The following is a 12,487-nucleotide window of genomic DNA, read 5'->3' as shown; positions in this document are numbered from 1 at the left end:
TCCGGGCAGACCCACCGAGGAGCAGCCTTGCCACACTCTGACGCCCTGCTGCGCCACCGTGAGCTGACCCAGGAGGTCTACAACATCGGCGACGAGGTCGCGGAGTACATCGAGCATCTCGCGCAGGCGATCGCGGACTACGACGAGGAACTCGTCGTCGACTGCCACGCGGAATTCGAGCTCATCATCGACGAGGCCCGCACGGACTCCAGACGGACCGTCGCCGAGCTCATCGGACTCCGTCAGGCACTGACCTCCGGAATCCGTTCCGGATCCGTCAGCGTCCGCGGTGCCGTCGCCCGGACCCCCGGGGTCGAACGCCCCGAACTCCTCGACGCCACCACCCTGACCACCATCCATCCGCTGTCCGGAACACCCGTCATCGTCCGGGAACTCAGCGAATCACTGTGTTCCCGCACGCGGGACGTGACCGCGCAGCTCGAGGACATCGTGGAATGGGTGCTCGACCAGACCGCCGTCGCCGCCGACGACCTCGACGCGGTCAGCCTGCCCCTGATGTTCGCCCACACCCGGACCCTCGTCGTCGCCGCCGCCGACGGCTGGCTCACCACCGTCGCCCGTCAGCATCCCGCCTACTGCCGGACCATGCGCGGCAGCAACCCCCCGACGTTCCTGCTGGAGCGAGCCCGCGTCGACGCCGTGGTCGCCAAGGTCGCCCGCAAGCTCGCGCGCAACCGGGGGGCTCACGGCGGTGGCTTCGCCTCGTGAGCGGAGCTGACCCGGCGGTGCCCTTCGGGGTGTACGTCCACGTGCCCTTCTGCGCCAGCCGGTGCGGGTACTGCGACTTCAACACCTACACCCCCGGCGAACTAGGCACCGGCGCCGACCCGGAGAGCTACCTGGCCGCCCTCGACATCGAACTCCGGCTCGCCGCGCGGCGGATGGACCGCGACGGTATCCTCCGACCCGCGGAGACCGTCTTCGTCGGCGGCGGCACCCCGTCCATGCTGGGGGCCGACGGCCTGGCCCGGCTCCTGGACGGCGTCCGGGACCACATCGGCCTGACACCCGGCGCGGAGATCACCACCGAATCCAACCCGGAGTCCACCTCACCGGAGTTCTTCGACCGGTTGCGTACCGCGGGATTCACCCGCGTCTCGCTGGGCATGCAGTCCGCGGCGGGCAACGTGCTCGCCGTCCTCGAACGCCGGCACACCCCCGGGCGCCCCATCGCCGCGGCGCGTGAGGCCCGGGCGGCCGGATTCGAGCACGTCAACCTAGACATGATCTACGGAACCCCCACCGAAACCGATGACGATGTGCGCGCCACCCTCGACGCGATCCTGTCCGCCGAGGTCGACCACGTCTCCGCCTACTCGCTGATCGTCGAGGACGGCACCGCGATGGCCCGCAAGGTGAACAGGGGCCTGCTGCCCGCACCCGACGAGGATGTGCTCGCCGACCGCTACCAGCTCATCGACGACGCCCTGCGTGGTGCCGGATTCGACTGGTACGAGGTCTCCAACTGGGCCCGTCCCGGTGGGGAATGCCGCCACAACATCGGCTACTGGCGCGACGGCGACTGGTGGGGCGCCGGCCCCGGCGCCCACTCCCACCTGGGTGGGGTCCGCTTCTTCAACGTCAAACATCCGCGGACCTACGCCGCGGCGTGCGAGCGAGGCGAGCTTCCGGTCAAGGACTCGGAGCAGCTGTCCGACGCTGACCGGCACACCGAGAAGCTGATGCTCGGTCTCCGCCTCCGCGACGGTGTCACCGAGGCCGATCTGCGCCCCGGCTCCGAGCGGGTCATCGCCGGATACGTGGACTCCGGTCTGCTGTGCTGGATCGACCGTGGGCGCGGTGGGCGCAATCTCGCGCTCACCGACTCCGGAAGACTGCTCGCCGACGGCATCATCGCGGACATCCTCGTCGCCGAGGACTGAACCGGACCGGAAACCGCTCCGCGATCACTCGTGACGCAGTGCCTCGATGGGGTTGAGCCGGGCGGCGCGGGCGGCGGGGTAGAACCCGAAGAAACCGCCGATCGCGACGGAGAACCCCAGCGAGAACAGCACGCCCGCGAGAGGAGGGAACACCAGCGTGCCCATCAGCTTCGCGCCCGTCACGCCGAGCGCCGTGCCGAGCAGCACCCCGATCACCCCGCCGATCAGGCAGATGATCATGGCCTCCACGAGGAACTGCAGCCGGATGTCGCGGTTCCTCGCGCCGAGAGCCTTGCGGATGCCGATCTCCCGGGTCCGTTCCGTGACGGTGACGAGCATGATGTTCATGACGCCGATGCCGCCGACGAGCAGGGAGATTCCGGCGATCACCGACAATCCGATGCTCAGGGAATCGATGACCTGACGGAAGGAGTCGATGTCCTTCTTCATGTCGGTGACCTTCGCCGTGAAGTCCGGGTCCGTCGTGTACTCGGCGGCCGCGAACTCCGACAGCTCCCGCCGGAACGACTCCTCGTCGGTCCCCGGAACGGGGCGCACCGACACCCTGGTCCATGCACCGGAGTCGCCGCCCAGCCGATCCTCCACCGACCACGGGACGTAGATCACCGGTGAATCACTTCCGCCGTCGCCGAACAACCCGCCACCGGACCCTCTGCCCGTGACACCCACGACCGTCAGCGAGATGATCCGCCCGGTCGTGGTCTCGACGTCGACGGATTGTCCGGGTGCGCCGGCGGTGTCCCCGGCGAACAGTGCCGTGACGAGCTCCGGGGAGACCACCGCGACGGGTCGGGCGCCGGTGACGTCGTCGTCCGTGATGGAGCGGCCCGCGGTGACCCCGGTGGTCTTCATCGCGATGAAGTCGGGGTTAACCCCGTTGATCCGGGCACGCTTCGACGTCTCGGGGTGCCCGGTGGGACTGACGGTCCCGGAGTGCTCGGAGCCCTCACCGACCGGGATCCCGGCGAGCCGGCCGGGGAACCTCGTCCGCAGCCGGTCGAGGAGCTCGGGTGTGAGTTTCGACGCGGCTGGGACCGGGGTGGGGGAGAGCAGCGGATCACTCTCGTCGGCGGTACGCGACTCCACCTGCAGCGAGTAATCGTTCGCCCCGGAATCCGCGAGGCTCTTCACCAGTTGCGTCTTCAGTGAGGAACCGAGGGTCAGGACGATGATGACCGAGGTGATGCCGATGATCACGCCGAGGAGGGTGAGCAGCGCCCGCAGCTTGTTGCCGGCGATGCTGCCGACCGCGAGGCGGAGTGCTTCGTTGAAGTTCACTGGAGCAGGTCCCCCTCGGAGATACGGCCGTCGCGCATGGTGACCACGCGGGTGGTCTCCGCGGCGAGCTCGGGATTGTGGGTGATGAACACGATGGTCTTGCCCCGGTTCCGGTTGAGATCGTGGAACATGTCCATGACCAGGCGCCCCGTGTGCGAGTCCAGGGCACCGGTCGGCTCGTCGGCGAGGATGAACTCCGGGTCGTTGGCCAGGGCGCGGGCGATCGCGACGCGCTGCTTCTGGCCGCCCGACAGTTCATTCGGGCGGTGGTCCATGCGCTGCCCCATGCCGACCATCTCCAGGAGTTCGGCGGCGCGCTCCGTGCGCTCCGCCCGGGGCACACCGGCGTACATCATCGGCATCTCGACGTTGCGCCGCGCGCTGATCCGGCCGATGAGGTTGAAGTTCTGGAACACGAACCCGATCGCCCTGCTGCGGTGCGCCGACAGGGCATCGCTGTCCAGGCTCCGCGTGTCGACGCCGGCGAGACTGTAGCTGCCCGACGTGGGCCGGTCGAGCAGTCCGATGATGTTCATCAGCGTCGACTTGCCCGAACCCGATGCCCCCACCACGGAGACGAACTCGCCGTGGTCGACGGTGAAGTCACATCCCGGCAGAACCGTCAGTTCCCCCTCGGTACCGATGTTGTAGGTCTTGACGATGTCCCGCATCTCCACCAGCGGGCTCATGCCTCGTCCCCGAGCGTGACAGTGGTTCCCAGCAGGTCACGGCGGGTCGATCCCTGGCTGATCACCGTCTCGCCCTTCTTCAGCTCGCCACCGGTGACCGCTACGGTGACATCCCCCTCGGTACCGGTCTCGACGCGGCGCTCCTCCACGGTGCCCCTAGCCCCGGGCCCCTCGGCACCGGCGACGACGAGAACCGCCCTCGTGCCGTCGGCACGCTCGAACACGGCCTCCCGCGGCACCGCCAGGCCGCCCTTGTCCGCGGCCAGCACGATCCGGGCGCGGGCGCTGCCGCCGATCCGGAGATCCTTCGTGTCCCCGTCGATCGTGATCTCCACCGGGAAGGTCGGACGCTGTGCACCGGAGGACTGGGGCGTGCCCGCGGCACCCGCCGCGCCCGGCTGCTGCGCGGAGAGCCCACCGCCGGGCGCACCGGCCACGGGCGACACCCGCGACACCTTCCCGCGGAACGTCTTCCCGCCGGTGGCGGCCGTGGTGAACGTGACCTCGGCGCCGGGCCTGAGATCGGCGACGTCGATCTCCGGGACCTCGGTGTGCAGGATCATCCCGGAATCATCCGCGAGCGTGAGCACCGACCCGGCGACGGGGCGACCGACCTCCGACCCGACGCTCACCACCACACCGGAGAACGGTGCCCGGATCTCACTCGCGTTGAGGTCCCGCGTCAGATGGTCGGTGCCCTGGCCGGCCGACTCCCGTGCGACCTGCGCGGCGCGCCGGGCCTGCTCCACACCACTGGCCAGGGAATCCAGTTGCTGCCGGGCCGCCAGCTTCGCCGACTCCACCGACACCGCGGCCTCCTTCTTCGACTCGAAGGTCGCCGCGACCTGCCGCTGGGCCTCCGCCAGATCACGGTCCACCGCCTGGAGCGCGGTCGTGTAGGCCTCCTGGCGGTTGCTCAGTTCCTTCACCGAGTTCTGCAGTGCGGCGGCCGCCTCCACGGTGCCGATGTGGGTGGTCACAGACTGCTGGACCCCTTCGACGGAAGGCTCCGTCTGAAGGAGCGCAGCCGCGGAGGCGACCCCGGAACGTGCGAGATTGATCTCGCCGTTGAGCACCTGATTGCGGGACTCCTCCAGGGCGCGCTGCTGTTCCACCAGTCGGGGATCCCGGCCGTCGGCGGCATCGGCCTTCTTCGCCTCGAACGCGCGGACCGCATCCTCGTGCGCGGCTGTCGCCGTCCGGAGGGCCGCCTGCGCGGCGTTCACCTCGGGGTTCAGTGACTGGTCCAGGCTCTCCTTGTACTGTCGGTGCCGCTGCTCCGCCTGTTCGACGGAATTGAGCTCCGACGTCAGCGCCGTGGCCTGCTGTGACTTCTGGTTCGCCAGCTCCCGCTGCACGGAGGAAACGTCGACCGTCGCCAGCAGCTGGCCCTCCTCGACCCGGTCTCCGGTGACCACCGACAGGTAGGTCAGCGGGCCGGTGAGTGCGGTGGTGACGGCCTCGGTCCTCGCAGCCGCCACCGTGGCGCTGGTCTGCACCGCCCGGCTCACCTCCTCAACCTTCGCTGTCCGGTACTCGTGTGCCGCCAGCACGGTGCCGTCGCCACCCCCGGAGCATCCGGTGGCGGCCAGACACAGCGCGGCGGCCGCGCCGGTGAACAGGCGGCGTGGTCGGGTGAAGCGGAGGACGGTCGGTAGTGACATCGGGATCCAGGGCCTTTCGGTCTTTCGGATACTGCGACCCGCACAGGTCGGCTGCGAAGTCACGCTAGGGGATAATCCCGGGACGGACCCGGGAGGACCCTGGGGGAAACCTGTGGACCTCCACCGGGCCCTATACTGGGGAGAAGACCACACGGATCGGATCGTTGGTGGAGGGGCCGGACACAGGGACGGGAACACCACCGGGGAGAGGAGCGGACATGGCGGGATCCACCGACCAGCGGCGCGCCGAGGTCCTGCGCGCCATCGTCGCCGACTACATCGCCTCCCACGAACCCGTCGGCTCCAAGGCGCTGGTCGACCGCCACCGGCTCGGGGTCAGCTCCGCCACCATCCGCAACGACATGGCCGTCCTCGAATCAGAGGGCTACATCGTCCAGCAGCACGCCAGCTCCGGACGGATCCCCACCGAGAAGGGCTACCGGCTCTTCGTCGATTCCCTCCACGAGGTCAAGCCGCTCTCCCCGGTCGAGCGGCGTGCGATCCGGAGTTTCCTCGAGGACGGGGTCGACCTGGAGGATGTCCTGCGCCGCGGCGTGCAGCTGCTCAGTCAGCTCACCCGCCAGGCCGCCGTCGCGCAGCTGCCGACGCTGAATGTCTCCCGCGTCCGGCACTGCGAGGTCGTGCAGCTCACCCCGTCCCGGATCCTGCTGGTCCTGATCACCGACACGGGTCGCGTCGACCAGCGCAACGTCGACACCGACATCGAGCTCGCCGCCGACCAGGTCGTCCGACTCCGGGATGTTCTCAACCAGGCGTTGGTGGGCAAGACACTGAATGATGCGTCGGTCTCGATGGCGGACCTCGCGGTGAACGCACCGTCCGACATCCGGACAGCCGTGATCCGTGCCTCCACCACACTCATCGAGACCCTCGTCGAGGCCCCCAGTGAGCGGATGGTTCTCGCGGGTGCGTCCAACCTCTCCCGCGTGACCGGCGATTTCCCCGCCGGACTCCCCACGGTCCTCGACGCCCTGGAGGAACAGGTCGTCGTGCTCCGCCTGCTGTCCGGCGTGACGGCGCAGGGGGCGGTGCACGTGAGCATCGGTGAAGAGAACCAGGACGACCAGCTCCGTGGTGCGTCGATCGTGAGCACGGGCTACGGCGCGACCGGAGCGACCTTCGGTGGCATGGGGGTCGTCGGCCCGACGTACATGGACTACCCCGGCACCATCGCCAAGGTGCAGGCCGTCGCCCGCTACGTCTCCCGGGTGCTCGGCGGCAACTAGCCGCGCAAACGCGCCACGGTGGCCCCTCGCCACCATCACCGTCACCGGACTCGACGTCCCTCAAACCATCCCCCATCCCGCACTTCGCCCGCGGGGGAGCGGACACGGCACCCGACATGCGGTGGATCCGGGTCGGGGGCGGAGCCCGGAGATTCAGCGCACCCGCGGCTTCCCGGTCGGCGTCGCCTTCCTTCCCTTCCGGGCCCGGATGTTGTCCGTCGCGAACTGCACCCACACCGACCAGCAGATGAGCAGCACCAGGAGCAGGGCGGTCCACGCGGTGAGCCCGGACAGCGCGAACAGCAGTGCCAGGACCATCAGTGCGAGCGAGACGTAGAAGTGTCGGGCGTCGTGCATGTCAGTTACCTCCGTGTTGTGGGGTCGGGACGACGTGAGCCCGGACTGTGTCCGCATTCACATCGTGGACACGATTGTAGCGGCGCCCCCGGAGCCGGGTCGGGGACGGTTTCCGCCGCTCCGGCGGCGGGGAACGGTACGGACACCGTGAATCCCGCACCCGCTTGGGCGGAGTGCCGGACGCTCACTACTATGGATGGAATGCGGGGATGAACCCCGTTCCCGAACACGCACCCAAGACCCTCATTCCGACCCGGATGTGGTCGGTGACAGAAGGAAGTATCAGACAACGTGGCTCGTGACTACTACGGCATTCTGGGCGTCGACCGTTCCGCATCGGACTCGGAGATCAAGAAGGCCTACCGCAAACTCGCCCGCAAATACCACCCGGACGTCAATCCGGGTGAGGAGGCCGCGGAGAAGTTCCGGGAAGTGTCCCTCGCCTACGAGATCCTGACGGACCCGGAGAAGCGGCGCATCGTCGACCTCGGCGGCGACCCCGCCGAGCAGGGCGGTGGCGGCGGATACGGAGGCGGCTTCGGTGGCGGCGGCTTCGGCGACATCTTCGACGCCTTCTTCGGCGGTGGCGGGACCGGTCGCGGCCCCCGCTCCCGCGTCCAGCCCGGCGCCGACGCTCTTCTGCGTACCTCGATCACACTCGAGGACGCTTTCGTCGGTGTCCGCAAGGACATCACCGTCGACACCGCCGTCCTCTGTGAGGAGTGCTCCGGATCCGGCTCTGAATCGGGAGCCAAGCCCGTGCCGTGCCAGACCTGCTCCGGCACCGGTGAACTGCAGGAGATGCAGCGCAGCTTCCTCGGAAACGTGATGACCTCCCGCCCGTGCCCGAACTGCCAGGGCACCGGCGACGTCATCCAGGACCCCTGCAACCGGTGCCACGGGGAGGGCCGCCGCCGGGCGCGCCGGGACCTCGTGGTCACCGTGCCCGCCGGTATCGACGACGGTATGCGCATCCGGATGGCCGGACAGGGCGAGGTCGGTCCCGGTGGTGGTCCCGCCGGCGACCTCTACGTCGAGATCTCCGTGCAGCGGCACCCCGTGTTCAGCCGGGACGGCGACGATCTCCATCTCACCGTCCGGGTGCCCATGGTCGACGCCGCCCTCGGTACGGAGATCCGCACGGAAACCCTCACCGGTGAGTCGCTGACCATCACACTGCCCGCCGGTTCCCAGCCCGGTGACCGGATCCGGCTCGCCGGCTCCGGCATGCCGCGGCTGCGCGCCGAGGGCGCCGGTGATCTCGTCGCGCACCTCGATGTCTTCGTGCCCCGTGAGCTCGATGACCGGTCCCGGGCCCTCCTCGAGAAGCTCCGCGACCACCGGGACGATTCGGCCGAGGTCAACCGCGAAGGTGACGGGCAGGAGACCCTGTTCAGTCGGCTCCGCAACCGGTTCCGGCGATGACCCTCCCCGTGTTCCTCGCCGACCTCGACGCGGTGCTCGCCGGTACGGAACCGGCGCCGTTGCCCGGCCCGGGGCAGACCGTCACCGTCACCGGCCCCGAGGCCCGGCACGCCGTCAGCGTGCGGCGTCTCGGGAGCGGCGATGAGCTGATCATGGCCGACGGTCGCGGCAACGCCGTTCGGTGCACCGTGCGGGAGACCGCGGGCAGGGACACCATGGTCCTCACCGTCGATCGGGCACTCGCGGCCACGGTGCGTGATCCCCGGGTCACCGTCGTCCAGGCGATCCCGAAATCCGACCGCGCCGAGCTGGCCGTCGATCTCGCGTGCCAGGGTGGTGCGGACGCCATCATCCCGTGGCAGGCCGAGCGCTGCATAGCCCGCTGGACCGGGCCGAAACGCGACAGGGCACTCGGCAAGTGGCGGGCCGCCGCGGTCGCCGCGGCGAAGCAGTCCCGGCGCACCGATGTCCCGCGGATCCCGGCTCTCGCAGACGGCGGTGACGTCGAGAAGCTCATCCGGGACACCGTCGCGGGTGGTGGCGAAGCCGTCCTGCTGCACGAGGAATCGGCAGTCGCCTTCACCACCGTCAACTGGGCGGACGCCGGTGAGGTGGTTCTCGTCATCGGCCCCGAGGGCGGCATCTCCCCGGCGGAGGTGGCGCGCTTCACCGCCGCGGGCGCCCGGTCCGTCCGGCTTGGGCCCGAGGTTCTGCGCACCGCGACCGCGGCACTGTCCGCGCTCTCCGCGATCGGGGTGTCCAGCCCCCGCTGGTAAGGTCCACCATGAGTCCACCGGTCACGCCACCGGACTCCCAGATCCCACCGAACATCTTCCCGAAAGTAGGCGAAGCCCCGCACGTGGCCATCTACAACACCGACCAGAGTGTCTCCGAGACCTTCGACATCGACCCGGCGCTCGTGCAGAGTGTGCTCGGTACCACCGACGGAAACCTGAAGACGCTGGAGAAGTACGTCGACTGCGACATCTTCGTCCGCGGGAACACGGTCACCCTGACCGGGGCGGCACACGAGGTGTCCCGCGCCCGCCGGGTGCTCGACGAACTGCAGGCCACCGCCCGCCGGGGCGGGCACATCAGCCCCACGGCCGTGAAGCACGCCGTCAACCTCATCACCAGTGAGGCGCCCCAGTCGGTCGCGAACGTACTCGCCAGCGACATCATCGCCCGCCGTGGCAGGGTGATCCGGGCGAAGTCGCTGGGGCAGAAGGAGTACGTCGACGCGATCGACGAGAACACCATCGTCTTCGGGCTCGGCCCCGCCGGTTCCGGCAAGACCTACCTGGCGATGGCCAAGGCGGTCCAGGCACTGCAGACCAAACAGGTCAGCCGCATCATCCTCACCCGGCCCGCGGTCGAGGCGGGGGAGAAGCTCGGGTTCCTGCCGGGCACCCTCAACGAGAAGATCGACCCCTACCTGCGTCCGTTGCACGACGCCCTGCGCGACATGGTGGAACCGGAGGTGATCCCGAAACTCATGGAGGCCGGTGTCATAGAGGTCGCGCCGCTGGCCTACATGCGCGGACGCACACTCAACGACGCCTTCGTCATCCTCGATGAGGCGCAGAACACCACCCCGGCGCAGATGAAGATGTTCCTCACCCGACTCGGATTCGGGTCGAAGATGGTCGTCACCGGAGACATCACCCAGGTCGACCTGCCCGGCGGCCAGCGGTCGGGGCTGCGGCTCGTGCGCCACATCCTCCGCGGCGTCGAGGGCGTGCACTTCTCCGAACTGACGAGTGAGGACGTCGTGAGGCACCAGCTGGTCGCCCGGATCGTCGACGCCTACGACGACTGGGAGAACCGGGAGACGAAGGGACGGTCGCTCTGATGGGCACCGAGGTTTTCAATGAGGCCGCCTACGGTGACGTGAACGAGGAGATGCTCATCGACGTCTGCGGCTACGCGCTGTCCCGCATGGACGTGCACCCGCAGGCGGAGTGTTCCCTGCACATCGTCGACCCCGAAGTCATCGCCGAACTACACGAACGCTGGCTGGACCTGCCGGGTCCGACCGATGTGATGAGCTTCCCGATGGACGAACTCACCCCCGGTTCCGGGCGTCCCGACGCCGCGGAGCCGGGCCCCGCGATGCTCGGGGACATCGTGCTGTGTCCCGAGTTCGCCGAGGGGCAGGCCGCCCGCGCGGGACACAGTCTCGACCACGAGCTCTCCCTGCTCACCGTCCACGGGGTCCTGCACCTGCTCGGCTACGATCACGTCGAGGCCGACCAGGAGAGGGAGATGTTCGCGCTGCAGAACGAGATCCTGGCCGACTGGTACGACGACCTGGAGTCGCGGGGCGTCCGGTACCAGCCCAAGCCCTCGGGACCTGGCGCGTTCCCGACCGCATCGGACCGGGAGACACTCGACCATCTGAATGTGGACGGCACGATCCCCGTGATCGCCGAGCCGGACACGACGGAGAAGAACTGACCGTGAACCCAGTCATGCTGGCGCTCGGGGCGGTCACCGCCCTGGTCACCTCCGGCGCGCTCGGATCAGTTGAATCGGCGGTGTCGTCGATCTCCCGAGCGCGTGTCGAGGAACTCGTCAAGGATGAACGCCCCGGGGCGGTGAAGCTGCTCCAGGTCGTGGATCGCCGAGCCGACCACATAAACCTCCTCGTGCTTCTCCGGACCCTCCTGGAGTCCACCGCGGCGGTGTGCACCGGTGCGCTCGCGTTCCAGCTGATCTCATCCCGGGGCTGGGCGCTGGCGACGGCGATCGCGGTCCTCACCCTCGTCACCTACGTCGTGGTCGGGGTCTACTCCCGCACCATCGGCCGCCAGAACCCGTACACGGTGTCCCTCAAGTCGGCTCTCGTGCTCTCCGTGCTGGCGCACCTGCTCGGTCCGGTGACCAAGGTACTGATCTGGTTCGGCAACATCCTCGCCCCCGGGGCGGGATTCCGGGACGGTCCGTTCAACACCGAGGTGGAGCTCCGGGAGATGGTCGACATCGCCCAGGAGCACGGCATCGTCGAGATCGGCGAGCGCCGCATGATCCAGTCGGTGTTCGATCTCGCGTCGACGACGGCCCGCAGCGTCATGGTGCCCCGGCCGGAGATGATCTGGATCGAATCGGACAAGACGGCCGGTCAGGCGACCGCCCTCTGCGTGCGCTCCGGGCTCTCCCGGATCCCGGTGGTCGGGGAGAACGTAGACGACATCGTCGGTGTCGTCTACCTCAAGGATCTGGTCCAGAGGACGTACTCGTCGAGCGACAACGGCCGGAGCGTGAGCGTCGAGGACGTCATGCGCCCGGTGACGTTCGTCCCGGATTCCAAGAACCTCGACGATCTGCTCCGGGAGATGCAGCTCAACCGGATCCACATCGCGTTGCTCGTCGACGAGTACGGAGGTATCGCGGGGCTGATCTCCATCGAGGACATCCTCGAGGAGATCGTCGGTGAGATCGCCGACGAGTACGACTCCGGGGAGGTCGCCCCGATCGAGAGGCTCGCGCCGGGACGCTACCGCGTCGTCTCGCGGCTCACCCTCGAGGATCTCACCGATCTCGTGGATGAGGACCTCGACATCGAGCTGGAGTTCGGTGAGGACATCACCGACCAGGTGGAGACCGTCAGCGGACTCATCGCCTACGAACTCGGCCGGGTGCCGCTGCCCGGTGCCTCGGTGCGCACCTGCGGCCTGGAGCTCACCGCCGAGGGCGGCCGGGACCGTCGGGGACGGATGCGGGTCAAGTCCGTCATCGTCACGGTCCTCGATCCGGAGAGCGGCAGCGCCGACGTGCGCTGAGCGTACTCCGCGGTCACGGCGCACCCACGGGGTACGATGGGAGATCATCAGGGACCGACCGCGCCAAGCACGGGGCGGCCGGGCCCGTCAGCATCACCCACCGACAATCCGGGGCCCTCC

General features: G+C 68.9%; 12 protein-coding genes. 8 read left to right on the top strand and 4 right to left on the bottom strand.

Annotated elements, in window-relative coordinates:
- The first annotated feature begins 27 nt into the window (after positions 1-27).
- Together KRX55_RS11740 and hemW are read left to right on the top strand one after the other, a co-directional pair.
- Positions 28-729, top strand: a complete 702-nt coding sequence (locus KRX55_RS11740; RefSeq protein WP_255567446.1) for a hypothetical protein — start codon at positions 28-30, stop codon at positions 727-729.
- Entirely contained in the window at positions 726-1,904 is a 1,179-nt protein-coding gene (hemW, locus tag KRX55_RS00955; RefSeq protein WP_370625718.1) for a radical SAM family heme chaperone HemW, read from the top strand. The genes KRX55_RS11740 and hemW overlap by 4 nt, the downstream gene beginning before the upstream one ends.
- Before the next feature lie 24 nt (positions 1,905-1,928).
- On the opposite strand, the gene KRX55_RS00950 is transcribed toward hemW, so the two are convergent.
- Genes KRX55_RS00950 through KRX55_RS00940 form a run of 3 tightly spaced genes read right to left on the bottom strand, consistent with a single transcriptional unit; the run spans position 1,929 to position 5,556 of the window.
- Positions 1,929-3,203 carry an ABC transporter permease gene (locus KRX55_RS00950; RefSeq protein ID WP_218405993.1) on the bottom strand — a complete coding sequence of 425 codons (1,275 nt, stop codon included), beginning with the start codon at positions 3,201-3,203 and terminating at the stop codon, positions 1,929-1,931.
- Positions 3,200-3,892 (bottom strand): ABC transporter ATP-binding protein, encoded by a 693-nt coding sequence (locus tag KRX55_RS00945; protein WP_255567445.1) that lies wholly within the window; start codon positions 3,890-3,892, stop codon positions 3,200-3,202. Before KRX55_RS00945 ends, KRX55_RS00950 begins: the two co-directional genes overlap by 4 nt.
- On the bottom strand, positions 3,889-5,556 hold the full coding sequence (locus KRX55_RS00940) for an efflux RND transporter periplasmic adaptor subunit (protein ID WP_218405992.1): 1,668 nt from the start codon (positions 5,554-5,556) through the stop codon (positions 3,889-3,891). The genes KRX55_RS00945 and KRX55_RS00940 overlap by 4 nt, the downstream gene beginning before the upstream one ends.
- Positions 5,557-5,774: 218 nt before the next feature.
- Here KRX55_RS00940 and hrcA point away from each other — a divergent pair, with 218 nt between their 5' ends.
- Positions 5,775-6,803, top strand: a complete 1,029-nt coding sequence (gene hrcA / locus KRX55_RS00935; protein WP_218405991.1) for a heat-inducible transcriptional repressor HrcA — start codon at positions 5,775-5,777, stop codon at positions 6,801-6,803.
- Between the two features lie 153 nt (positions 6,804-6,956).
- On the opposite strand, the gene KRX55_RS00930 is transcribed toward hrcA, so the two are convergent.
- Complete coding sequence (locus KRX55_RS00930) at positions 6,957-7,160, bottom strand: hypothetical protein (protein ID WP_218405990.1); 204 nt, start codon at positions 7,158-7,160, stop codon at positions 6,957-6,959.
- 291 nt (positions 7,161-7,451) lie between these two features.
- Between KRX55_RS00930 and dnaJ the strand changes: the two genes are divergently transcribed.
- The 5 genes from dnaJ to KRX55_RS00905 are packed head-to-tail and all read left to right on the top strand — an operon-like array spanning position 7,452 to position 12,367.
- Positions 7,452-8,585, top strand: a complete 1,134-nt coding sequence (gene dnaJ / locus KRX55_RS00925; RefSeq protein ID WP_218405989.1) for a molecular chaperone DnaJ — start codon at positions 7,452-7,454, stop codon at positions 8,583-8,585.
- Positions 8,582-9,361: a 16S rRNA (uracil(1498)-N(3))-methyltransferase gene (locus KRX55_RS00920; protein WP_218405988.1), complete on the top strand. Its 780-nt coding sequence runs from the start codon at positions 8,582-8,584 to the stop codon at positions 9,359-9,361. The genes dnaJ and KRX55_RS00920 overlap by 4 nt, the downstream gene beginning before the upstream one ends.
- 8 nt (positions 9,362-9,369) lie before the next feature.
- Positions 9,370-10,437 carry a PhoH family protein gene (locus tag KRX55_RS00915; RefSeq protein ID WP_218405987.1) on the top strand — a complete coding sequence of 356 codons (1,068 nt, stop codon included), beginning with the start codon at positions 9,370-9,372 and terminating at the stop codon, positions 10,435-10,437.
- Positions 10,437-11,042, top strand: coding sequence for an rRNA maturation RNase YbeY (ybeY, locus tag KRX55_RS00910; protein ID WP_218405986.1), 606 nt, complete (start codon positions 10,437-10,439; stop codon positions 11,040-11,042). The genes KRX55_RS00915 and ybeY overlap by 1 nt, the downstream gene beginning before the upstream one ends.
- Positions 11,043-11,044: 2 nt before the next feature.
- Positions 11,045-12,367 carry a hemolysin family protein gene (locus KRX55_RS00905; protein WP_218405985.1) on the top strand — a complete coding sequence of 441 codons (1,323 nt, stop codon included), beginning with the start codon at positions 11,045-11,047 and terminating at the stop codon, positions 12,365-12,367.
- Positions 12,368-12,487: the final 120 nt, after the last annotated feature.

The organism is Corynebacterium sp. TAE3-ERU16 (assembly GCF_019209935.1).
In the GTDB taxonomy this organism is placed as follows: Bacteria; Actinomycetota; Actinomycetes; order Mycobacteriales; family Mycobacteriaceae; genus Corynebacterium; species Corynebacterium antarcticum.
The sequence above is the reverse complement of the archived record's forward strand: the minus strand, read 5'-3'. Positions and strand labels throughout refer to the sequence as shown.